We start from the raw sequence: 22930 nt of genomic DNA, 5'->3' as shown, positions 1-22930 counted from the left end.
GGGACAGTCCCCGAGGGGACAGTCCCCGCGTGAAGTCTACGGGGACTGTCCCTGCAGGGACTGTCCCCAACGCCTCCGCCCTCACCCCTTTTCCGGCAGTTCCAGATATTCCTCCGGCACATGGATCGCATGCGTCGCGAGCCGGATTTCATGCACAAATTGCAGCAGGCAGGTTGCGAGCAGCGCCAGCGACAGCATGAAGACTGACACCGCGATCCAGGGTGCCGAAAACTGCGTCAGGCCCATCAAGAACAGCAGAGCGATCATGATGCACACGGTGATGGCCGACAGCACCGCGAACAGAATGGACGATCCGACCACGCGCATCCGCCGTTCGATGATGCGCAGCTCGCTCACCACCCGCTGATGCGCCGCGCTTTCGGTGACGCCGTGCAGTTGCTGCAAATCGCGGGAGCGGTCGACAATGCGCGACAGGCGGCCGGTCAGGACATTGAGCAGGCTGCCCACCGCAACCAGCAGAAATGCGGGCGTCAGTGCGGTTTGCAACACCGAGATGACGACCGTCAGATTGGGCCCGAATTCAGGATGCATGCTGCTTCTCCGCCGCGAGATCGCGCAGGTCGGTTTTCAGCAGCTTGCCGATATGGCTGCGCGGCATTTCGGCAATTTCGTAAAGCGCGGACAGGCGCTGCGTCTTGCCAAGCTGCGCATTGGTCGCGGCCAGCACGGCGGCGCTGTCGAGCGCGGCACCCTTGGCGGGCGTGACAAAGCCGATGGGTGTTTCGCCCCATTGTTCGCTCGGCATGCCGATCACGGCGGCTTCCTCGACATCCGGATGCTGCAGCAACACGGCCTCCAGATCGACGGGGTAGATGTTGAACCCGCCCGAAATGATCATGTCCTTGGCGCGGCCGACCAGTTCGACAAAGCCGTCTTCATCGACGCGGCCGATATCGCCCATCCGCTGCCACCGGCCGCCGTCTTCATCGTACCAGCTTGCTTCCTGCGTTTTTTCCGGCTGGTTCTGGTATCCGGACATCATCGTCGGCGACCGCCCGACAAGTTCGCCAATGCTGCCCGGCGGCAGGCGGTTGCCTTCTTCGTCGATGGTGAACACCTCGCTGCCCGGTGCGGGCTGGCCGACGGTGTGCAGCTTGTCCGGATATTTATGCGCGTGCAAAAGGCAGACGACGCCGCCCTCGGTCATCGAATAAATCTCGATCAGCGCCCCCGGCCAGCGGCGGACCACCTCGGCCTTTAATGTGGCGGAAAAGGGTGCGCTGGTGCAATATTTGATCTGGAAGGACGACAGGTCGAAGCTGTCGAACGCGTCATGTTCCATCAGGCGCTTATACTGCACCGGCACCAGCATGGTGTGCGTAATCCGTTCCCCCGCTGCAATCTCCAGATAGCGCGCGGCGTCGAATTTGGGCATCATGTAAAGGCTGCCGCCATAAGCGAGCGTCGGCATCACCAGCGCGAGCGTCGTGTTCGAATAAAGCGGCGTGGAGATGAGCGTTTTCTGCTCCGGCTCGCCATAGCCTGCATTGGGGCCGACGGCGGCATGTTTCCAGCGCATCCCGCGCGAATGGACAATGCCCTTGGGCGTGCCGGTCGTGCCGCTGGAATAGATGATGTTGAACGGATCGCTGGCGGTGCAGCCCAAATCTGCTGGCGTCGCGCCTTCCTCCGCCATCCAACCATATATGTCCGGCGCATCGGGCAGTGGGGCGTCCAGCATGATGGTTTTGAGCGGCGGCAGATCTTCCCCCGCCAGATCAGCGCGCTTGGGTGCGTCGATGAACAGATGCATCGCCCCGCTGTCGCGCAGCATCGCGTCAAGCTGCCCGGGCGCGGCTGAAGTCGTGAGCGGCGCCGCACAGCCACCCGCCCGCACGGCGGCCAGATAGGCGAGGGCATAGCGGACCGAGGTCGTGCCGAGGATCGCGACCGCCTGCCCCTTGCGCAATCCATCGCGCTGCATCTGCGTCGCCATCCGGTCAACCAGCGCCGCCACCTGCCCCCAGGTCAAACTCTCCCGCCCATCATCAAGCGCAACCCGCCCCGGCCGGTCCTGCCCCCAATGCGCAATCAGATCGGGGTAGGAGCCAAAGGGTTTTTCAAGTTCGGCCTGCGGATCAAAGGTCATTGGGTGCCTTGGGTTGGATTTCGGAAATTTGGTTGTGCCAGTTTTTTCGTCAGAAGGAAGAAGGAAAAGAAGGAAAAAGGGTTGGAAATGGAGACATTCCCGAGTTCGCGTCTTCCTTAGACTTCCCGTCACTCTGAACTTGTTTCAGGGTCTATCGCTCCGCGAAACTCCGCCGTGGAATGCTTAAAAGTTATGGTAGGCTTCATAACTCTACCCACGGGGGCGCCCTCTGGATGGACCCTGAAACAAGTTCAGGGTGACGTAGTGCGAGGTAAAGAATGGCGCGAACCCACTTCCTTTTTTCTTCTTTTCCTTCTTCCTTTTGACGAAATAATCCGCGCAACATCGAAAAACAGCCAACTGCCTGATTTTACAAGTCAAATAGATGTGGAAAACGGTCGCATTAGCTTGGGTTTTGGCGCAGCTTCCTTTATAGTGCCACGATGAATGATATACCTGAAGAGCGTACCGGCGATAGCGCCGCTTCCCCCAACCAGAATGAATATGGCGCCGACAGCATCAAGGTGTTGAAGGGGCTTGATGCCGTGCGTAAGCGGCCGGGCATGTATATTGGCGACACCGACGACGGGTCGGGTCTGCACCATATGGTGTTCGAGGTATCGGACAACGCGATTGACGAGGCGCTGGCCGGGCATTGCGATCTGGTATTGATCGAACTCAACCCCGATGGTTCGGTCAGTGTCGAGGACAATGGTCGCGGTATTCCAACAGGGATGCATACCGAAGAAGGCGTGTCGGCGGCCGAGGTCATCATGACCCAGTTGCACGCAGGCGGTAAGTTTGAAAACACATCCGACGACAATGCCTATAAGGTGTCGGGTGGTCTGCACGGCGTGGGCGTGTCGGTTGTGAACGCGCTTTCGGAATTTCTCGAACTCACCATCTGGCGTGAGGGCAAAGAACATTGGATGCGCTTCGAACATGGCGATGCCGTGGGGCCGCTCAAGGTCGTGGGCGACGCGCCCGAGGGCAAGAAGGGCACCCGCGTAACCTTCATGGCCTCGACCGAGACGTTCAAAAATGTCCTCGAATTCGACTTTGACAAGCTTGAGCATCGCTACCGCGAACTGGCTTTCCTCAACTCGGGCGTCCGCATCCTGCTGCGCGACAAACGGCATGAAGAGATCAAGGAACACGACCTTTATTATGAAGGCGGCATCGGCGCTTTCGTGAAATATCTCGACCGGAACAAGGCGGCGCTGTTGGCAGAGCCGATCACCATTTCGTCTCAACGCGACGGCATCGGCATCGACGTCGCGCTTGAATGGAACGACAGCTATTATGAAAATGTGCTGTGTTTTACCAATAACATTCCGCAGCGCGACGGCGGCACGCACTTGGCGGCGTTCCGCTCTGCTCTGACCCGCACGCTGAACAATTATGCCGAGAAATCGGGCGTATTGAAGAAAGAGAAAGTCACCCTGACCGGCGACGATATGCGCGAAGGTTTGACCGCGATTGTCTCGGTCAAATTGCCTGACCCCAAATTTTCGAGCCAGACCAAGGACAAGCTGGTCTCGTCCGAAGTGCGGCAGCCGCTGGAAAGCCTGATGGCTGACCGGATGAGCGAATGGCTGGAGGAAAATCCCGGCCATGCGCGCACCGTGATCCAGAAGGTCATCGACGCCGCCGCCGCCCGCGAAGCCGCGCGCAAGGCGCGTGAAGCCAGCCGCAAATCGGTGATGAGCGTCGCGTCCTTGCCCGGCAAGCTCGCGGATTGTCAGGAAAAGGATCCGGCGAAATCCGAACTCTTCCTGGTCGAAGGGGACTCCGCAGGCGGCTCTGCCAAGCAGGGCCGTGACCGGCATTATCAGGCGATCCTGCCATTGAAGGGTAAAATCCTGAACGTCGAACGCGCGCGTTTTGACCGGATGCTGTCCTCCAAGGAAGTCGGCACGCTCATCCAGGCGATGGGCACCGGCATCGGGCGTGAGGATTTCAACATTGAAAAACTGCGCTACCACAAGATCGTCATCATGACCGACGCTGACGTCGACGGCAGCCATATCCGCACGCTGTTGCTCACCTTCTTCTACCGGCAGATGCCGGAGATTATCGAGAACGGCCATCTCTTTATCGCGCAGCCGCCTTTGTACAAGGTCGCCAAGGGACGCAGTGAGATTTATGTGAAGGACGACCGCGCGCTCGATGACCATCTGGTCGAAGTCGGCCTCAATGGTATTGTCCTCGAAGGCGCAGGCGGACAGCGTGCCGGTGCGGATCTGGGTGCTTTGGTTGACCATGCGCGCCGGATGCGCAGCCTGATGGCATTTGTTCCGCGCCGCTATGACCCGACAATTGTCGAGGCGATGGCGCTGACCGGCGCACTCGACCCCGATGCAAGCGATCGCACGGCTGCGGTCGCAAAGGCTGCCGCATGGATGGGCGCGCAGGATGTCGAAGGCAAATGGACCGGCCGCGTGGCTGCCGATGGCGGCTATCATTTTGAACGGCTGTGGCGCGGCGTGACCGACCACCACATCATCGAAGCGGCCTTCCTGCTTTCGGCAGAGGCACGCCGTTTACACAAGCTCGCCAGCGAGGAAAGCGCTAGCTACGAAACACCAGCGCGCCTGATCAAATCGACCGGCGCTGTGGTTGTCGAAGTAGAAGCCGAGATCGACGATGAAGGCGAAGACATCACCGCTGTCGGCGATCAGGTGCAGCGCGCTGTTACGCCAGCGGGCATCGGCAACAAGGGCGCGATCACCCGTCCGTCCGAACTGCTCGACGCCGTGCTGGCCGCGGGCCGCAAGGGCCTGTCGATTTCGCGCTACAAAGGCTTGGGCGAAATGAACGCCGAACAGCTCTGGGAAACCACGCTCGACCCCAACCACCGCAGCCTGCTGCGCGTGGAGATCGATCAGGCGGATGTGGCCGACGATATCTTTACCAAATTGATGGGCGAAGTCGTCGAACCCCGGCGCGATTTCATCGTGGAGAACGCGCTGAACGTGGCCAATCTGGACGTATGATCGGTCATATCACCTCGGCCCAATAATGGACCGCCGTATCGAAAGGCGGATTGGCGGGTTTTGGACTCGCCGATAAGTTGGGCGAATCGATGGAGGGGTCCATGAAAATCAGGTATCGTAAGGCGTTTCTGGCGCTCGCCCTATTGCCGGTTCTCGTCCAGGCTGGGGACATCAGGCGTCATGTCGGTGACGGTATGGCCAGCTATTACAGCAATGAATTTGCAGGCAGCCGCACGGCAAGCGGGGAGCGTTTTGACCCCGCCGCAATGACTGCCGCGCATCGCACACTCGCCTTCCACAGCCGGGTTGCGGTCACCAACCTTTCCAATGGAAAGGAAGTAGTCGTCCGCATCAATGACCGCGGACCATGGGGCAAAGGCCGGGTGATCGACATCAGCTACGCCGCCGCCAAAGCCATCGGCATGCATCACAGCGGTACCGCCCGCGTGAAGCTGGAATTGCTTTACTAGACTTTGTATTAAACGCCGCTGTTTTTCGCGATCCAGTCTTCGAGTACCGGGGCGATCTTGTCGCGCCATTTGCTGCCGTTGAAGATGCCATAATGGCCGACTTCAGGCGCCATATGGTATTTCTTGTGGCTGTCGGGCAGGCCGGTTGCGATGGTCAGCGCCGCTTTGGTCTGGCCGAGGCCGCTGATATCGTCCCGCTCGCCTTCGATGGCGAGGATCGCGATGTCCTTGATCGCGCCGGGGTCGACCAGCTTGCCGCGATAGTTGAACTCGCCCTTGGGCAGCAGGTGGCGCTGGAATACAGTGTCGACCGTCTGCAGATAGAATTCCGCCGTCATGTCGCAGACCGCGCGATATTCGTCGTAAAATTCCTTGTGCCGGTCCGCACCCTCGCCATCGCCTTTGACGAGGTCGGAGAACATGGACCAATGGCTGATCATATGGTTGCCTAGGTTCATCGACATAAAGCCCGAAAGCTGAAGGAACCCGGGATACACGCGGCGGCCCGAGCCTTTATAATAGGGCGGCACGGTCGCAATCACATTTTGCACGAACCAGTCGTGCGGACGGCGGGTCGCATGGTCGTTGACGGCGGTGGGGGCTTCGCGGGTGTCGATCGGGCCGCCCATCATGGTCAGCGTGCGCGGACGCAAGGGGTGTTCATTTGCGCTCATGATCGCGGCTGCGGCATAGGCGGGAACCGACGGCTGACACACGGCCAGCATATGCGCGCCGCGACCCCCTGCATCGGGACCGATAAATTCGAGCCACTCGATCAGATAGTCGATATAGCTTTCCAGATCGAAGCCGCCGCCGGTCAACGGCACATCGCGCGCATCTTTCCAGTCGGTGATATAGACGTCATAAACGGGCAGCATCCGCTCCACGGTGCCGCGCAGCAGCGTGGCGAAATGCCCCGACATGGGCGCACAGATCAGAAGCCGTGGCTTTTCGCTGCTGCCTTCATAGGTAAAATGCTTGAGCTGGCCGAAGGGCTTGCGCGCTTCGTTGACTTCGGTGACCGGCAGATGCTTTCCGCCAATGTCGACAAAATCGAGTCCAAAGGCAGGCTTGCCGCGCGGCATTACCGAATGGGCAAAGACGTCGAGCGCGGAGGCCGCAATGGGGGCAAGACCGCCGTAGCTGAACGGACCGGAAGCAAAATTGTTCAGGAAATCAGCTTGCTTCTGGGCAATCCAACCTGCGCCAGCAAGCCATCCGCGTTGAATATCATAACCGGTGTAAAGCATGGGTACGTCCTTAAAAATATCCGCCGGGCTGTTGCCAGCACCCGCTCATCGGGCCCGACATAAGCCTTTATTGTGCATTGCACCATAAAAAACTTAACACTTCGTCCCTCTCCGCAATTGTTTGCGTGTCTGCGCACTGCTAGGCGCATGTCATGACCGAACCGACAATTGTGACCGAAGCTCCATTGACCATCGACCCGTCCAACGAAACGCTTCCGCCGCCGCCAGCCCGCAAATTGGGGCAATTACGAATGGTTGCCCGTTTCGCCAGCCATTATCCGCGCCAGATATTCTATGCGGCTATCGCGCTCGTCGTTGCGGCAAGTGCCACGCTTGCCATACCAGCCGGTTTTCAGCGGATAATTGACAAAGGCTTCATTGCCAGCGGCGGCGATATTGACCCCTATTTCCGCTATCTGTTAATGATCGTTGCGATTTTGGCGGTTGCCACAGCGATGCGGTTTTATTTTGTGAGCTGGTTGGGCGAGCGCGTGGTGGCTGACGTGCGGGTTGCGGTGCAGAAAAACCTGCTCGGTCTCGCGCCGCGCTTTTTTGAAGAAAACCGCCCCGCCGAAATCGCCAGCCGCATGACCGCCGACACCGCCGTCATTGAACAGATTGTTGGCACCACCGTTTCGGTCGCCGCGCGAAACCTGGTGATTGGCGTTGGCGGCATCATCTATCTTTTCACCCTCGCCCCCAAATTGACGGCAGCCCTACTCATCGGCATCCCGATCGTCATCCTGCCCATCGTGTTCATCGGGCGTCGGCTGGAAAAGGCGTCGCGTTCTTCGCAGGACCGCGTCGCCGACATCGGCACCATCACCTCGGAAAGCCTGGGCGCGCTGAAAATCGTGCAAGCTTTCGGGCAGGAAGGGCGCGAGCATATCCGCTTTTCCGACGCCGTCGAAAGCACCTTTGCCGCGGCCAAGCGCCGCATCGGCCTGCGCGCCATGCTGACCGCCATTGTCATCGCCCTGATATTCAGCGCGATCACTCTGCTGATGTGGGAGGGTGCACAGGGCGTGGCCGAGGGCACCATTTCAGGCGGCACCATCGCGGCCTTCGTGCTGACCGGCGGTCTCGTTGCCGGCGCGTTCGGGGCATTGACCGAAGTCTATGGCGATCTGGTGCGCGGTGCAGGCGCCTCGGGCCGTCTTGCGGAATTGCTGGCGGCACAGCCCGATATCGCCCCGCCAGCCAAACCTGTCGCCCTGCCAGTCCCCCCGCGCGGGCAGCTTGAATTCCAGAATGTGAACTTCCGCTATCCCACCCGGCCCGAAGTATCGGCGCTCGATAATTTCAGCCTGAAGGTCAGCCCCGGCGAAACCGTCGCCGTCGTCGGCCCGTCGGGCGCGGGCAAGTCGACTTTGTTCCAATTGGCGCAGCGCTTCTACGATCCCGAAAGCGGCGCGATCCGCATCGACGGCGTCGCGTTGACGAGCGCCGACCCTGCCGAAATCCGCCTGCGCATGGCCTATGTGCCGCAGGACACCGTGCTGTTCGCCTCTTCGGCGCGCGACAATCTGCGCTATGGCAACTGGCTTGCCGATGACGACGCCATCTGGCACGCCGCCGAACAGGCCAATGCCGCGACCTTCCTGCGCGAATTGCCGCAGGGGCTCGACACCTATCTGGGTGAAGGCGGCGCGCGGTTATCGGGCGGGCAACGCCAACGCATCGCCATCGCCCGAGCCGTCCTGCGGCAGGCCCCGATCCTGCTGCTCGACGAAGCGACCAGCGCCCTAGACGCCGAAAGCGAACGTCTGGTGCAGGATGCGCTCGACCATCTGATGAAGGACCGCACGACCATCGTCATCGCGCACCGTCTGGCCACCGTCCGTTCGGCTGACCGGATCATCGTGATGGACCAGGGGCGCATTGTCGAAGAAGGCGACCATGCGAAACTGAGCGCCGCCGGGGGCCTCTACGCGCGGCTGGCGAGTTTGCAGTTCGACGCGTGAGGGGGATGAACCCTCCCCAACACATCGGAGCCGAAGGCGTGCAAATCACAGCTTGCCTCTCCGCGTCACCCTAAACTTGTTTCAGGGTCGATTTATCAGTTCATTCCCGTCCTTTCTTGACACGCCAGGCCGAGACGCAAGTTGGGCTACCTTCACACAACGGGTCCCGTTGCACGATGGACCCTGAAACAAGTTCAGGGTGACGGTGGTTTGGAGCCGCGAGGTGATGGCGCGTTGAAGCTAAAGGTAACGGAATACTAAGAAAGACCGACAGAGTCTCAAAACGATGCGCGAAGCCGTTCTATCATGGCCAAAGGCTCGGGCACCGGAGCCGTCATCGAGCGCATTTTTTCACTGATACGTTGCAGCCGGAAATAGAGGTCTTCACTGGCGACGACGAGGGCTTGTGCCTCTTCGGGGAACCGCTGCACCTGAAAGCCGTCGCTGGCGGGCGAATAGCCCAATTCGCGTTCGTCATTAAAAGAGTCGCGCCGTGATATTTCACCGGCGCGAATCGCTTTTTGGTTAAGCAACCAGGCGATGCTGTGCATCAGACGCGTCGTCACTTTTAACGATTCGCACGAAAAAGCGACCGATATTTCAGGCGACGAAAATCCATTGGCATGGTCCCTGTCGAAATAGGACCGCGCTTCATCCGCAAGCACCATCGCCTCCACATAAAGCGAGTCCAATAGCTTTGGCGTGATTTCGTGGTGCAGTGTGTCCATCACCCTCATATGCCACCGGTCGCGCCATATTGTTAGCGCTAAAACCCAGAAAACAGGGTTAACGGGCCGACTGTACCGGGATGAAACGCCTGATAGTTAAATGTAAACTTGCACGGATCAGGCGATTATATCTGGCACCAGCTGGTCTTCGAGACGCATGATGCGGTCTTTGAGGCCAAGCTTTTTTTTCTTGAGCCGGGCAATTTGGAGCTGATCGACGACCGGCTGGGCCATCAACGCACCAATGGCGTCGTCAAGATCGCGATGTTCGATCCTGAGCTGTTCAAGTAGATGCTGGTAACCCTCATCGTTCATGCTTCCCTGTAACCCTAATGCGGTTAACAAGTCATCGTCAAAATAATGCGCCGCACCTCCGTGCATCTGTCGAGACAAAAATAGGGAAGACAGCATCAATTATTCATGATTTACTTCGATCTTCAATCGTCGAGTCTCACAAAAAGGAGTATGAGGTGAACAACAGCCATATATCCGCGCTTCGCACGAAACACGCCCAATTGGAGGCCAAGCTGGAGCGAGAGGAGGTTCGGCCGATGCCGGACGAAAGCCTGATCCACAGTTTGAAAAAGCAAAAGCTGCACCTCAAAGATATGTTGCGACAGCAATCGTTGTCCGGTTGAAATGCGGACAATAACCTGAAACTATTTTAAGCAATAAGTATCGCTTGCCAAGGGTGCGTCTGCTAGACACGAGATATGGAAACCGCAACTCGCTCTGCCCGTAACATATTGACCGGTCTACATGAAGTCATGGCCTCCAAAAGCCTTGCCCAGACCAAATTGAACCATGTGGTCAATATCATCGGCGAGGCTTTGTCGAGTGAAGTATGCTCTATATATCTGCTTCGCGACGGGGCTTTGGAACTGTTCGCCACGCGCGGTCTTAACGAGGCGGCGGTCCATGTCACCCGGCTCGGCCTTGGCGAAGGGCTGGTCGGTACGATTGCAGAGAATGTCGAAACACTGAACCTGGACGAGGCCGCGGCGCATCCAAATTTCCGATATGTCCCCGAAACGGGCGAAGAACGATTTCACAGCTTCGCTGGTGTTCCCATCGTCCGGTCTGAGCGCGCCGTGGGCGTGCTAGCGGTGCAGCATGTCGAAACGCGTAAATATGACGAGATCGAGATAGAGGCATTGCAAACGGTAGCGATGGTCTTGTCCGAACTGATCGCCAACGCCGACCTGATCGATGATCCCGAAACAGGTGGCGGCATGGAAACCGGCACTGTTATCCTGACCGGCTTGCCGCTGGTAAAAGGCGCGGCGGCGGGGGTTGCGATATTCCACCAGCCAAATGTTCGCATCGAACATACGGTGGCCGAAGATACCGAGGCCGAACGTCAGCGCGTCTATTCCGCCTTTGACAAAATGCGCGAGCAAATTGACCGCATGGCTAGCCAGATCGATTTCGGCACCGGCGGAGAACATGAAGAGGTCATCTCGACTTACAAGATGTTCGCCTATGACGAAGGCTGGAGTCGCCGTATCAACGAAGCCATCGACAGCGGCCTGACCGCCGAGGCGGCAATTGAACGGGTGCAGCAACGCACCCGGATGCGGATGCGGCAAATTGACGACCCGCTGCTGGCCGACCGGATGCACGATCTGGAAGATCTGTCGAACCGGTTGCTGCGGATTGTATCGGGGCAAATGAGCACCGCCGCACAATTAGGCCTGAAAAAAGACACGATCCTGTTGGCGCGCAATCTCGGCCCTGCCGAACTGCTGGAATATGACAAAAGGCGGCTGCGCGGCGTCATCCTCGAAGAAGGGTCCCTTACGGCCCATGTCGTCATCGTCGCCCGCGCGATGGGTATTCCCGTGCTTGGCCGCGTTCGCGGCATTCGGCACAAAATCCGCGATGGCGATATGCTGTTGCTGAATGCCGATGACAAGAGCGTGATCGTCCGACCCGCGGCAGGGACCGAGGAGTTGTTCCAACATGATCTCGTCGACCGGCAAAAGAAGAAAGCGCGCTACGCTGCCATGCGGGACGAAGCGTCGGTCACAAAGGATGGTGTTCCTATCACCTTGATGATCAATGCGGGCCTGCGCGACGATATGTCGGCGCTGGCGACCACCGGGGCCGAGGGCGTCGGGTTGTTCCGCACCGAATTCCAGTTCCTGATTTCCGCCACCTTGCCGCAACGCGAGCGGCAGCAACGCTTTTACCGTGATGTTCTGGACGCGGCAGGCGAAAAGCCTGTTATTTTCCGCACGCTCGACATTGGCGGTGACAAGGCTTTGCCGTATCTGAAAGACGAAACCAGCGAAGAAGAAAACCCCGCGCTGGGCTGGCGCGCATTGCGCCTGTCGCTTGACCATGCCGGATTGATGAAAACGCAGGCCCGCGCCCTGATCGAGGCATCGGCGGGACGCACCTTGCATGTGATGTTCCCGATGGTGTCCGAACCGTGGGAGTTCGACGCAGCCAAAGCCATATTTGAAGGGCAGATGAAGTTTCTCGGGAAACAGAAAAAGCAATTGCCCAGCAAGATCCGTTATGGCGCAATGCTTGAGGTTCCGGCGTTGGCCGAAACGCTCGATATCTTGCTGCCCAAGATCCAGTTTCTGTCGATCGGCACCAATGACCTGACGCAGTTTCTGTTCGCCGCTGATCGAGCGGACCCGCGCCTTGCCGAGCGCTATGACTGGCTGAGCCCCGCTATTTTGCGCTTCATCAAGCGTGTCGTGACCGCAACCGACGGCCACGATGTCGACGTCGCCATATGCGGCGAAATGGGTGGGCGCAGTCTTGAGGCGCTGGCCTTGATTGGCCTTGGCATCCGTAGATTGTCTATCACACCTGCGGCGGTCGGGCCGGTCAAGGCGATGATACGCTCCGCCGATCACGCTGGCATCCGGGACAAGATGACCGAGTTGCTGGCAGCGCCGACATCCAATCTGCGCGCAGATTTGTCAGCATGGGCGGCCAGCCGAGGTATCGAAACAGGCTGATATCCCGCCCTTTATCGATTGACTTTCAACGGTGTGATGCCATTGTCCGTTCATCCGCCCGGAGAGGTGGAGGGACATAGGGTTGTGGAGATTGCAGTGGGTGACGATTCACCGAGTGAAGACGAGTTCCGGTTTCACACCGTCGGCGAACAGCTGAAAGCGGCGCGAGAGCGCTTGGGTTTTAGTCTTGCTGATCTTGCTGCCCGCACACGGGTGCCGATGCGGCATCTGGAATCCATTGAAAAATCTGACTTTGCGGCGCTACCCGGCTCGACCTATACGTTGGGATTTGCCCGATCCTATGCCCGGGCGGTGGAGCTGGATGCAATCAAAGTCAGCGCCGATTTACGTTCCGAACTCGCCCAAGGCGGACATGAAGGGTATCAAGCCCCGTTGCAAAATTATGAGCCGACAGACCCTGCACGTGTGCCTTCGCGCACGCTGGCGTGGACGGCTGCCGTCATTGGCGTGCTGGTGGTCGCTGGCTATTTTATCTGGCGCAGTATGATGCTGGATGCCGCGGTTGATATCACCATGCCTGCACCCATGGCCCAGAATGCGGCTCTGACCCCTGCTGCTGGCAAATCCGCCGCGGCACCCTCGCCCGATGCCGTGGCGACTGGTGGGCTTGTTGTTTTGACTGCCACAGATACGGTCTGGGTGAAAATCTATGATATTGAAAATAAAAGACTTTTTGAGAAGGAAATGCAGTCCGGCGACAGTTTTACCGTGCCGCAGGATGCCAACAAGCCGATGATCGTCACCGGACGGCCGGAGGTATTGAACGTCACCGTCGGCGGGAAGGCTGTGCCCACATTAGGCCCGCCGGAAAAGACCGTCGCCGATCTGGAAATCAGCGCCAAGGCCCTGCTGTCGCGTCAACCGGCCGCAACCACAACGCCCTGAAATCCGCCCCCGCAAGCGAAACTTTACATAAATACATTGCGATAGGCCTTTAATGCGTGAATCGGGCAGGCTATAGGTTCAGGAATTGGACAGCATTCTGGGGAGAAGCCCAATGACATTGAGAGTTTTTTTACTGGGCGGCGCGGCATTGATGCTGTGTATCCCAGCCGTCGCACAAGATGCAAACATCGACGGCCGCGTGGGCAAGCTGGAAAAGGAAATGCGCGCGGTACAGCGTCAGGTGTTCCCCAATGGCGCCGGAAAAACCCTGGAGGCCGAAATCCAGACGCCCGAGGTGCCCAGATCGACGGGTTCCGCATCCACCGCCACCGCCGATCTTTTGGCACGCGTCGACGCGCTTGAAACGCAATTGGTTACCCTGACCGGTCAGGTTGAACAGCATGAGTATGCCATGCGGTCGATGGAAAGCCGGTTAAAAGCGATGGAAGCGCAGTTAAAGGCGCAGGCCGACGCCGCCATCGCCGCGACTGCCCCGCCGCCCGCATTGACGGTCGTCAATGAGCCGGAATTAAAGCCGGTCGCAACCCCTGCGGCATCGACGCCCCAGCCCCGGTCCCAGCCCAAGCCCCAGCCCAAGCCAGCCCCCGTAATTGTGGCTTCCAAACCTTCGGCAGCACGGACAGCCGCCGTCGCGGCGATTGAAAAACCGGCCACCGGCGATGTTTTTGAAGACGGATATACCTATGGCTTCCGTTTGTGGGAGGCAAAATTTTATCCTGAATCACAGGCCATGCTGGAAGAAACCCTGAAAAAATTTCCGCAACACAAACGCGCAAGCTATGCCCGCAACCTGCTCGGCCGCAGTTGGCTGGATGACAAGAAACCGGCAACAGCGGTCAAGATATTCTACGAAAATTACAAGAATGACCCTCGCGGCGACCGCGCACCCGACAGCCTGTTTTTCTTGGGCTCTGCCTTGACTGATCTGGGCAAGACCGCCGAAGCGTGCGAAGCTTTTGGCGAACTGGCCAAGGCCTATCCCGATGCGGCGAGCGGTCGGCTGGCCGAACGCATTGTCGCCGGTAAAACCCGGGCCAAGTGCAAATAGACATTCCCTGCAACGGGCTGGACCGGTTCCGGCAGGCGCTGACCGATCTGGGCATAAGCGGGCCGGACAGAATGTTACTCGCCATATCGGGCGGGCCGGACAGCCTTGCGCTGTTATTGCTCGCGCACCGCGCATGTCCGGGCCAAGTGGCCGCCGCCACCGTCGATCATCAATTGCGACGGGAATCGGCACAAGAGGCTGAATTTGTCGGCGGCCTGTGCTGCAATATCGATGTCCCCCATAGCATCCTGCGGCCGGCACAACCCATATCTGGTAATATCCAGTCGTCCGCGCGGCGCGCGCGCTACGCGTTGCTGGACCAGGCGGCGGATGACCAGACGTGCACGTTCATCGCCACCGCGCATCATGGTGATGACCAGCTTGAAACGATGCTTATGCGGTTAGCACGGGGAAGCGGCGTTGACGGCATGGCGGCAATCCGCGCAAAGAATGGGCGGATTGTGCGCCCGATGCTGGGCTTCACCAAAGCCGAGCTAGAGGAAATCTGCGCCGCCGCCGGTGTCGAACCCGTGCGCGACCCGAGCAATGATAATCCGGAATTCGACAGGGTGGCAATGCGCCAATGGATCGCGCAGGCAACGCATCCGTTCCAGTTCGAACGGACCAACCGTACAGCGTCGGCGCTTGCCGATGCCGCCGATGCCCTGTCATGGATGACAGCGGTGCTGGCTGCGGAACGGACGACACAAGTTGACAGTGCGATTACATGCGACGCCAATGCGTTGCCCCGCGAACTGCAACGCCGCCTGTTGCTGCACTGTATCGCCCAGCTCGAACCGGCTTTGCATCCAAAAGGCGAAGCGGTCGACAGGCTGCTGGTCGAACTGGACGCCGGAAAAACCGCGATGATCGGCAATATTTTATGCAAGGGCGGAACCCGCTGGACACTAACCCCCGCGCCCCCGCGCCGGGATGGTGGGATCAAATAGAGCGGGATAGCCGTGTGGTCTCAGGGTACATAAATCACCAATATGGTTAAATATATTGACAGCGTAACGCTAATCAGGTAAATTACCTGAGGCTGGGACGTGTGCGTCCTGCCATTTCTCTCCCAAAAAAGGAAATCCTCATGCCTTCCAAAACCGTGTCACCCAGGTGGGTGCGGCCGTTTTTGCGTGCGCTTGGTGAAAGCGCCAATGTCCAATTGTCCGCACGGGCCGCAGGGATTGCGCGCCCGACGGCGTATAAATATCGAAGCCGAAGTCCAGATTTTGCAAAATCATGGGTAAAGGCCATGTCATCGGCACGAGACTGCATCGCGTCCGAAAAAGAATCAACCGGGCTGAAACTACCCGATGGGCGTGAGGGTATCGTGCGTTTAACCAAAAATGGTGGAGCCCAGATTGTTTTGACAAGCCCGGGAGGTTGGAGCGCAGAGGTCGAAGACAAATTTTTCACCGCTTTGGCCGCCACCGGGAATGTCATGGAAGCCGCACGGCAGATCAATATGGCCCAGTCAACCTTGTACCGCCGCCGCAAGATGTGGCCCGCTTTTGACGCCCGGTGGGATGAAGTCATCTCACTCGCCACCGAAAGGCTGGCGGTTCATTTGCTCACATCGGCCAGCAACGTGCTCGAACCGCCGGAATTGCCGGTCCCTGAACTGGAACCTATGTCGTTAGATCAGGCCATTAGAGTCGCCCAAATATATGAAGCCCGACGTCGGAAAAACGGCGAACTTCGGCGTTATCACCCGAACCGTCCACCCGTCGATGTGGAGGCGGTGAAGGAGGAAATCATCCGAAAGGCCAAGCTTCTGTCTGGCGGCAAACGTCTATGACGGATCACTTCTTGGATGTTGCGGCCAGCGAAGCTGGCGCGACGATCATCCGCAAACTGGACAGTCGCTCCGCGAAAAGGCTGAATGCCGATTTTGCCACATTTCACCATGAAGGGCAGTTGCCGCCCGACAGCGACTGGCGCACCTGGATGATTATGGCGGGGCGTGGTTTCGGCAAGACGCGGGCAGGGGCCGAATGGGTGCTGGCACAGGTGCGCGCGACCCCGTGCGCTCGTATCGCTCTGGTTGCCGCAACGCTGGATGAGGCAAGGCGGGTCATGGTGGAGGGGCCGTCAGGCCTGCTGCGGGTGGCGATGGACTACGAAGTCGAACAATGGTCAGCGTCACAGCGCACCGTGTGGTTCAAAAACGGAAGCATGGCGATACTCTATTCCGGGGCTAATCCCGAAAGCCTGCGCGGACCGGAGCATCATTTTGCATGGGCCGACGAACTTGCGAAATGGAAATATCCCGCCGAGACGTGGGACAATCTGCAAATGGGCCTTCGCATGGGCAAGTTCCCCCGGGCAACGGTGACCACCACGCCGCGATCACTGCCCGTGTTGCGCCGCATATTGGAGGCTCATGACAGTGTGCGGACGGGCGGGTCGACCAATAACAACCTGCATCTGCCGCAAAGCTTTGTCGACGCGATGCAGGACCATTATGGCGGCACGCGCATCGCGTTGCAGGAACTGGAAGGCCGGTTGTTCGACGATGTCGAGGGCAGCCTTTGGCCGCTAGAGCTGATCAACCGGTGCCGCGTTGTGTGCGATGAAGGCTTTGCGGTGACCCGCACCGTCATCGGCGTTGATCCGCCCGCTTCGGCCAATGGCACCTGCGGCATAATTGTGTGCGCGACAGCCAAAGATGGCAAAGCTTATGTGCTGGCGGATTGCTCGGTTGCGGGGGCCTCACCCGAGGGATGGGCCCGGGCCGTGGCCGATGCGGCGACGGCGTTCGATGCCGACCGCGTGGTCGCTGAACGGAATCAGGGCGGCGCGATGGTGCGGTCTGTCCTGTTGGCGGCGTCGGCGACTTTGCCGGTGGAGCTCGTTCATGCAGCGGTGGGCAAATCCGCGCGGGCCGAACCGGTGGCGGCCCTGTTTGAAAATGGCCGAGCCTTTTTCGCCGAAGAATTTGCCGAGTTGGAGGCGGAGCTGACCGGCCTTGTTCCGGGCGGCTATGTAGGTGAAGGCAAAAGCCCCGACCGCGCCGACGCGATGGTCTGGGCGCTGTGGGCGCTGATGCTGAAAGGCAAAAAAGGCGCGCCGCGGATACGGGTGCTTTAGGGGGAGGAGAGGGTGGATGTTGAAACTCCGCTCAGTTTACCCAAAGAAACAGAATATTTCACGCAAAGGCGCGAAGGTTTTTAAGAGGGCAGTCGAAAATATCAAACTCACTCAATCCAAATCGCGCGTGATTTATTTTAGGGGGCATCCGCCCTCTTGAAAATCTTCGCGCCTTTGCGTGAAACTATCCCCGGATAGGGCCAAGACCGACGCTTCCCTTACACACCGGATTTCAACAACCAGTCGTGGAAAATCTTCACCGCCCGTTGCTTGAGCGCGCGCGGGCGGCAGACGAACCAATAGCTGTAAGGGCTTTCAACCTCGATATCGAACAACCGCGTCAAACGCGGGTCGCGGGCGTCGGAAAAATGGCTGCCGTGCATGATGGCAACGCCCAGCCCGTTGGCCGCCGCCTCCAGCATCAACGGGCCGCTATCGATGTGGTCGATGGCCAGCGGTTTTAGCCGTGGATAGCCGACCGCCTCGCGCCATGCGTCAAAGATCATCGGCATATCACTGTGGACCATGACGGTATGTTTGCCGAGGTCTGCCGGTGTTTTGATGTCCTGTTCGCTGGCCCATTCTTCGGATGCGATCGCGAACACCACATTCCGGTCAAGCCGGACGCTGTATAATTTGGGGTCGACTTCAGCCGCGATTATGATGGCAGCATCGACGACATCGCCCAGCAGATTTTCCGCATGGCCGGATGTATCAACATCGATATGCAGTTTCGGAAACGCCTTACGCAGTGCAGGCAGTTTCGGGATCAGCCGCTGGGTCCCGAACAAGGGCAGAACGCCCAGCCGCAACCGATATTCACCGCCGCGACCGGCCAATTCCTCTACCGCTTCGGCCATCGCATCCATTGCAGGCTCGACCGCGGCCAGCAAAGCCTCGCCATCGGCGTTGATAACCATCGCCTGGGCACGCCGGTCAAACAGAGGTTTGCCGATGAAATCTTCAAGCCCTTTGATTCGCCGGCTGAGCGCAGGTGGCGATAGCGAAAGCTCGCTCGCTGCGGCTTTGGCAGAGCCAAGTTTTGCAACACGCAAAAACGCTTCAAGGGAGCGCAAGGGGGGTAAACGACGCATCACAACCTCCTAAAGATTTGTCGCGGCGCAACAAATACAGGATTTTCATCGCATCTGCCCGAACAGCACGATATTTCGCTCTGAAACCACTATTGTGCAGTTGCACTTTATGCAACCTAAATTGCATTGTTCGCACTTGCACAATAATTGAAACGATGGCATATCGATCATGCCTTATAGGCATCCTCTCCTAAAAACTTATTCAGGGTCGGCTTCGGTCGACCCTTTTTTTATGTCTTTTCAAAGGACGACACGACCAACGCCTTGCGTCCCCATATAATCAGGAACAGCAACGCGGCCCCGGTCAGGATGAACGTCGCGGGTTCCCACAGGTCGAGCAATGCCACTCCTATCGCAGGTGCAACAATATACGCCGCGCCGTTTATCGACGCGATTTTGCCTGCGACATCGCCTTGTTCATGCCTGCGTACCGCCAGCGATGCGCCTGCGGTGAACCCCGGACGGAACAGCCCGAAACCCAAGGATGCAATCGCAAAGCCCGTGCTGATTCCGTAAAAATCCTGACTGACCGCGGTCAATGCAACGCCGATCAGGGCGAGTGCCGATCCCAGCAAAACCGAACTGCGCGCGGCCAGCGATAGCATCGGGATCAGCCCCCATTGCGCCAGCAATGTCGCCATCGCACCGATCAGCATGACAGAGCCACTGGCCTGCACTGCCTCCCACGGGCGATCCTGAAGGCCGAGCCGGTCGCGCACCAGAAAACCGACGACGCCCAGCAATATTGCCTGTGCATGGCCACCGATCAGCCCGGCAATCAGCCAGGCCAACATCCGTTGGTCGCGCCACGGCAGGCGTACTTCTGTGTCGGGCAAAACCGAATCGAGCGCCTGACCGTCGGCCTGTTCGGGTTCGGGCGAATTCATCGATGCCGAATTGGGATAGGCCGCAACGTCGCCGCGCGCGGCAAACCGGGGCGTGTCGTTGGGCAATTGCACATGCAACGCCACCAGCACGGCGACCCCGAATGCGGCAAACATGATCAACGGTCCGGCAAGTCCGAAGGGTGGAAACAACAGATAATGCGCGACCGCCGGGCCAATGACAGTGCCCACACCAAAAGACGAGGCCAGCATCGACAGCGCCTTTGTCCTCTCCTCCCGCTCGGTCCGGGCGGCGACATAGGCCTGAACCGCAGGTGGCGCGGCGGAGCCAAAGCCGCCATACAGGCTGCGGAACAGGGCGAATAACACAAAGGTCGTGACAGGTCCGATCCAGCCCGCAAGCCCCATCCACAACGCCAGTCCGCACAGCCCCATGGATGCGATGAACCCGATGACACCAACGCTCATCAACTGTTTGCGGCCGCGACGATCGGACATTCGCGCCCATTTTGGCGCAGTGATGACCCAGAGCAAAGCCGACCAGCTGAACGCGAGGCTGACCCAGACATCGGGCATTTCCAGCTCGCTTGCTATTGCTGGCAGTGCCGATTGCATCGCCGTGTTACCGGCCGCAGCGACCAGCATGACGAGAAACAGGACGACGACGCGACTGTTGGAAATGGCGGGGACGGCGCTTATGCTTTTTTCCAGTCATAGCTGCGGGTGACTTGCGCGACGTGCAGGCTGTAATGCGTGTACCAACGGTCGCGCCCAGCATCGCGGATGGCGGCGTGTTCGGGGTGGTCGCGCCACGCCTTGGCATCGGCATCGCTGCGCCAATAGCTGACGGTGATCCCGAGGCCATCATGACCACGCACCGAATCGATACCCAGATACCCCGTTTGCTGCGCCGCCAAGGCATCCATCACATGTGCGGCGCGGGCATAGCCCTCGTCGTCGTCACCTGTTCGCTGTGCGATGAAAATCACCGATATCGTGCCTGAAGGAAGCGTGCCCATGTGCAAGGCATAGAACCTAATCATCCGGTGTTGCAACCCGTCGAAAACATATTCTGACCGATTGCGGTTGCAATCACCGTCCCGATTTGCGAGGTCGCGGGGCTGCAATAAAAATGTAATGGAACCGTAAAAATGCCGCTCACCACCTTTGTCAAAAAGCCGCTGATCGACCGTGCAAAGGCACGCGTGAGCCGCTTTTTGGGTCCGTGGGGTGTGTTTTTCAAAGGCTTTTTGAAACATCCGGTCATGGTCGGGGCGATCATTCCGTCTTCGAACCGCACCGTTGCCAAAATGCTGGCGCCGGTGGATTGGGGCAATACCCGATTGTTCGTCGAATATGGCCCCGGTATCGGTACATTTTGCCAGCCGGTGCTTGATCTTCTGCGGCCCGACGCGACCTTGCTGGTGATCGATCTCAACGCCGATTTTATCGATTATCTCCGCACGAATATCCGCGACAGTCGCTTCATCGCGGTCCACGGGTCGGCGGCGTGCGTGCACGATATTATCGCGCAATTTGGCTTCAAACACGCCGATTACGTCCTGTCCGGCCTGCCCTTTTCAACCTTGCCGGACAATCTGGGACCCATCATCGCCGAAAATACGGCCAGGGCATTGCGTCCGGGCGGGGCGTTTCTGGTGTACCAGTACCGCGCCCGCGCCCGTGATTTCATGGCCCCCTATTTCCGTAACATCGACACCGGATTTGAATTCAGAAACATCCCGCCTTGCCATCTGTTCTGGGGCTGGAAAGAATGAATCGAGGCCGCATTTATTTGCAGCGGTAATTTTTCCGCTCGATATGGCGGCCCAGCAAGGCTCCGCCTGCTGCACCCAATATGGTACCCAGCGTCTTGTCGCCGCTTCCCGCGAGTGCACGGCCCAGCAAGCCGCCGCCAGCCGCGCCGATGATCAAGCCGGTCGTGCCATCGTTGCGCTTGCAATAATATTGGCCATCGCGGCCCTTCCAGATGCGATCACCTTCATCGATACGTTCGGCCTGACGGTCCTTCTTCAGCGCGAGGGCGCTGGTGGCGGGCGTGGCTACGGCCAATATCGTGGCCAGAAGAACAAGTTTTTTCATTATATACCCTTTTTCATTTTATGCAGGGGAAGCAACTTCGGCCACGCAGGCTGAACCGTTGTTGCACGATCCGTTCAGAAAAGGATGAAATGGGCGGAACTTGCGATAAAAGATGTTCATCGGTCTTTTGCGGAAGTTTGCCGAAAATATTTCTCGCGGCCCTTGCCTAACGACCCGAAAGACCGCACACATCACGCATGGCCAATATCATTGCAATCCTGCTCGGACTCATCGCTCTCATTCTTGCCATCATCGGCTTCATTCCGTTGCTCGGCTGGTTGAACTGGTTGATTATAGTCATCGCAGGCATCGGCGCGGCATTCGGCTTTGCCTCGGAGAAGAACGCGGGCCGCAATTTCTGCCTCGTGGTGATGGCCATTTGCGCCCTTCGCCTGTGGATCGGCGGCGGCATCATTTAAGCCACGTGCCCGTTAAAAGCGAAACCCCGCCGCCCAATGGCCTGCCCTATGCCTTGGGCGCCTATCTGACATGGGGCTTTGTCCCTGTTTATTTCAAATTGCTCAGCCATGTCCCGCCGGTCGAGATCGTGGCGCAGCGGATTTTATGGTCGATCCCCCTGCTGCTGGTCATCATGGCCTTCCGCAGCCAGCTGGCCGACTATGCCGCCATTTTCCGCAATCGTGCGCTGTTGCGCAACCTGATCGCGTCGGCGGTGCTGATTGCGGTGAACTGGGTGATCTATATCTGGGCGGTATCGACTGACCATATATTGGCGGCCAGCCTCGGCTATTATCTGAACCCGCTGGTCAACGTGTTGCTTGGCCGGATGTTTCTGGGCGAACGCCTGCGCCCGATGCAGCTGGTCGCGGTGGCCGTTGCGGCGCTGGGCGTTGCAATCCTGATCGGCGATGCGCTCGATACGCTATGGGTGTCGGTGTCCCTGGCGCTCAGCTTCGGCGTCTACGGCCTGATCCGCAAGATTACCCCCGTGGGTTCGGTGCCCGGACTGGCGGTGGAGACCACCCTGCTTGCACCCGTCTCGCTTGCGGCGGCGCTCTGGTTTGCGTCGCAGGGCACCGGTGGTTTCGGCGATGATTGGCATACGTCGGGCCTGCTCATATTGGCCGGCGCAATCACCGCCATCCCCCTGCTGCTGTTCGCGACGGCGGCCCGGCGGATGAGCTATGCGAGCCTTGGCTTCGTCCAATATCTCGCGCCGTCCATAGCCTTCCTGCTCGGTGTGTTCGTCTATCATGAACCGCTGAGCACGACAAAGCTCGCCTGCTTCATCCTGATCTGGATCAGCATCGCCATCTTCTGCGTCGACGCCGTTCGCACCTACCGCGCGGGCAGGGCGTAGCGC

At 58.9% G+C, this 22930-nt stretch carries 22 protein-coding genes; 13 read left to right on the top strand and 9 right to left on the bottom strand.

The window, feature by feature from the left end; genetic code table 11:
• Window positions 1-81: 81 nt before the first annotated feature.
• Both ACKVOS_RS00995 and ACKVOS_RS00990 read right to left on the bottom strand, forming a co-directional pair.
• A complete protein-coding gene (locus ACKVOS_RS00995) occupies window positions 82-552 on the bottom strand; it encodes a DUF2721 domain-containing protein (protein WP_409210157.1) in 471 nt (156 codons plus the stop codon).
• The gene (locus tag ACKVOS_RS00990) at window positions 542-2110 is read right to left on the bottom strand and encodes a class I adenylate-forming enzyme family protein (protein WP_409210156.1); all 1569 of its coding nucleotides are present in this window, start codon (window positions 2108-2110) and stop codon (window positions 542-544) included. The genes ACKVOS_RS00995 and ACKVOS_RS00990 overlap by 11 nt, the downstream gene beginning before the upstream one ends.
• 443 nt (window positions 2111-2553) lie before the next feature.
• On the opposite strand from ACKVOS_RS00990, the gene gyrB reads away from it, so the two are divergent.
• Window positions 2554-5106, top strand: coding sequence for a DNA topoisomerase (ATP-hydrolyzing) subunit B (gene gyrB / locus ACKVOS_RS00985; RefSeq protein ID WP_409210155.1), 2553 nt, complete (start codon window positions 2554-2556; stop codon window positions 5104-5106).
• Window positions 5107-5207: 101 nt separating this feature from the next.
• Complete coding sequence (locus ACKVOS_RS00980) at window positions 5208-5576, top strand: septal ring lytic transglycosylase RlpA family protein (RefSeq protein WP_409210154.1); 369 nt, start codon at window positions 5208-5210, stop codon at window positions 5574-5576.
• Window positions 5577-5584: 8 nt separating this feature from the next.
• On the opposite strand, the gene ACKVOS_RS00975 is transcribed toward ACKVOS_RS00980, so the two are convergent.
• Window positions 5585-6826 carry a polyhydroxyalkanoate depolymerase gene (locus ACKVOS_RS00975; RefSeq protein WP_409210153.1) on the bottom strand — a complete coding sequence of 414 codons (1242 nt, stop codon included), beginning with the start codon at window positions 6824-6826 and terminating at the stop codon, window positions 5585-5587.
• 251 nt (window positions 6827-7077) lie between these two features.
• Here ACKVOS_RS00975 and ACKVOS_RS00970 point away from each other — a divergent pair, with 251 nt between their 5' ends.
• Window positions 7078-8790 carry an ABC transporter transmembrane domain-containing protein gene (locus tag ACKVOS_RS00970; protein WP_409210224.1) on the top strand — a complete coding sequence of 571 codons (1713 nt, stop codon included), beginning with the start codon at window positions 7078-7080 and terminating at the stop codon, window positions 8788-8790.
• A gap of 278 nt (window positions 8791-9068) precedes the next feature.
• On the opposite strand, the gene ACKVOS_RS00965 is transcribed toward ACKVOS_RS00970, so the two are convergent.
• Window positions 9069-9518 carry a DUF1465 family protein gene (locus tag ACKVOS_RS00965; protein ID WP_409210223.1) on the bottom strand — a complete coding sequence of 150 codons (450 nt, stop codon included), beginning with the start codon at window positions 9516-9518 and terminating at the stop codon, window positions 9069-9071.
• Between the two features lie 117 nt (window positions 9519-9635).
• Window positions 9636-9833: a YdcH family protein gene (locus tag ACKVOS_RS00960; RefSeq protein ID WP_409210222.1), complete on the bottom strand. Its 198-nt coding sequence runs from the start codon at window positions 9831-9833 to the stop codon at window positions 9636-9638.
• Between the two features lie 155 nt (window positions 9834-9988).
• Here ACKVOS_RS00960 and ACKVOS_RS00955 point away from each other — a divergent pair, with 155 nt between their 5' ends.
• From ACKVOS_RS00955 to ACKVOS_RS00925, 7 genes are all read left to right on the top strand, one after another.
• Window positions 9989-10156: a YdcH family protein gene (locus ACKVOS_RS00955; protein WP_409210152.1), complete on the top strand. Its 168-nt coding sequence runs from the start codon at window positions 9989-9991 to the stop codon at window positions 10154-10156.
• A 75-nt stretch (window positions 10157-10231) separates the two neighbouring features.
• Window positions 10232-12496 (top strand): phosphoenolpyruvate--protein phosphotransferase, encoded by a 2265-nt coding sequence (ptsP, locus tag ACKVOS_RS00950; RefSeq protein WP_409210151.1) that lies wholly within the window; start codon window positions 10232-10234, stop codon window positions 12494-12496.
• Window positions 12497-12592: 96 nt separating this feature from the next.
• The gene (locus tag ACKVOS_RS00945) at window positions 12593-13402 is read left to right on the top strand and encodes a helix-turn-helix domain-containing protein (RefSeq protein ID WP_409210150.1); all 810 of its coding nucleotides are present in this window, start codon (window positions 12593-12595) and stop codon (window positions 13400-13402) included.
• Between the two features lie 112 nt (window positions 13403-13514).
• Window positions 13515-14471, top strand: coding sequence for a tetratricopeptide repeat protein (locus ACKVOS_RS00940; protein ID WP_409210149.1), 957 nt, complete (start codon window positions 13515-13517; stop codon window positions 14469-14471).
• Window positions 14462-15421, top strand: coding sequence for a tRNA lysidine(34) synthetase TilS (tilS, locus tag ACKVOS_RS00935; RefSeq protein WP_409210148.1), 960 nt, complete (start codon window positions 14462-14464; stop codon window positions 15419-15421). The genes ACKVOS_RS00940 and tilS overlap by 10 nt, the downstream gene beginning before the upstream one ends.
• Before the next feature lie 140 nt (window positions 15422-15561).
• The gene (locus ACKVOS_RS00930) at window positions 15562-16272 is read left to right on the top strand and encodes a hypothetical protein (protein ID WP_409210147.1); all 711 of its coding nucleotides are present in this window, start codon (window positions 15562-15564) and stop codon (window positions 16270-16272) included.
• Window positions 16269-17564 carry a terminase large subunit domain-containing protein gene (locus ACKVOS_RS00925; protein WP_409210146.1) on the top strand — a complete coding sequence of 432 codons (1296 nt, stop codon included), beginning with the start codon at window positions 16269-16271 and terminating at the stop codon, window positions 17562-17564. Before ACKVOS_RS00930 ends, ACKVOS_RS00925 begins: the two co-directional genes overlap by 4 nt.
• 218 nt (window positions 17565-17782) lie before the next feature.
• Here ACKVOS_RS00925 and ACKVOS_RS00920 read toward each other — a convergent pair whose 3' ends face one another.
• The 3 genes from ACKVOS_RS00920 to ACKVOS_RS00910 form a co-directional block, all read right to left on the bottom strand.
• Window positions 17783-18658, bottom strand: coding sequence for a LysR substrate-binding domain-containing protein (locus ACKVOS_RS00920; protein ID WP_409210145.1), 876 nt, complete (start codon window positions 18656-18658; stop codon window positions 17783-17785).
• Between the two features lie 230 nt (window positions 18659-18888).
• Entirely contained in the window at window positions 18889-20148 is a 1260-nt protein-coding gene (locus ACKVOS_RS00915) for an MFS transporter (protein ID WP_409210144.1), read from the bottom strand.
• Window positions 20149-20198: 50 nt separating this feature from the next.
• Window positions 20199-20522: an antibiotic biosynthesis monooxygenase family protein gene (locus ACKVOS_RS00910; protein ID WP_409210143.1), complete on the bottom strand. Its 324-nt coding sequence runs from the start codon at window positions 20520-20522 to the stop codon at window positions 20199-20201.
• 132 nt (window positions 20523-20654) lie between these two features.
• Here ACKVOS_RS00910 and ACKVOS_RS00905 point away from each other — a divergent pair, with 132 nt between their 5' ends.
• A complete protein-coding gene (locus tag ACKVOS_RS00905; protein WP_409210142.1) occupies window positions 20655-21281 on the top strand; it encodes a class I SAM-dependent methyltransferase in 627 nt (208 codons plus the stop codon).
• A gap of 13 nt (window positions 21282-21294) precedes the next feature.
• On the opposite strand, the gene ACKVOS_RS00900 is transcribed toward ACKVOS_RS00905, so the two are convergent.
• Window positions 21295-21606, bottom strand: coding sequence for a glycine zipper 2TM domain-containing protein (locus ACKVOS_RS00900; RefSeq protein ID WP_409210141.1), 312 nt, complete (start codon window positions 21604-21606; stop codon window positions 21295-21297).
• Window positions 21607-21803: 197 nt separating this feature from the next.
• Between ACKVOS_RS00900 and ACKVOS_RS00895 the strand changes: the two genes are divergently transcribed.
• Both ACKVOS_RS00895 and rarD read left to right on the top strand, forming a co-directional pair.
• Window positions 21804-22025: a hypothetical protein gene (locus ACKVOS_RS00895; protein ID WP_409210140.1), complete on the top strand. Its 222-nt coding sequence runs from the start codon at window positions 21804-21806 to the stop codon at window positions 22023-22025.
• A 5-nt stretch (window positions 22026-22030) separates the two neighbouring features.
• A complete protein-coding gene (gene rarD / locus ACKVOS_RS00890) occupies window positions 22031-22927 on the top strand; it encodes an EamA family transporter RarD (RefSeq protein ID WP_409210139.1) in 897 nt (298 codons plus the stop codon).
• Window positions 22928-22930 lie beyond the last annotated feature (3 nt).

The sequence above is a fragment of the Sphingorhabdus sp. genome, from assembly GCF_046154385.1.
Taxonomy (GTDB): Bacteria; Pseudomonadota; Alphaproteobacteria; order Sphingomonadales; family Sphingomonadaceae; genus Sphingorhabdus_B.
Note: the sequence above shows the minus strand (reverse complement) of the source record. Positions and strands in the feature narration are given on the sequence as shown.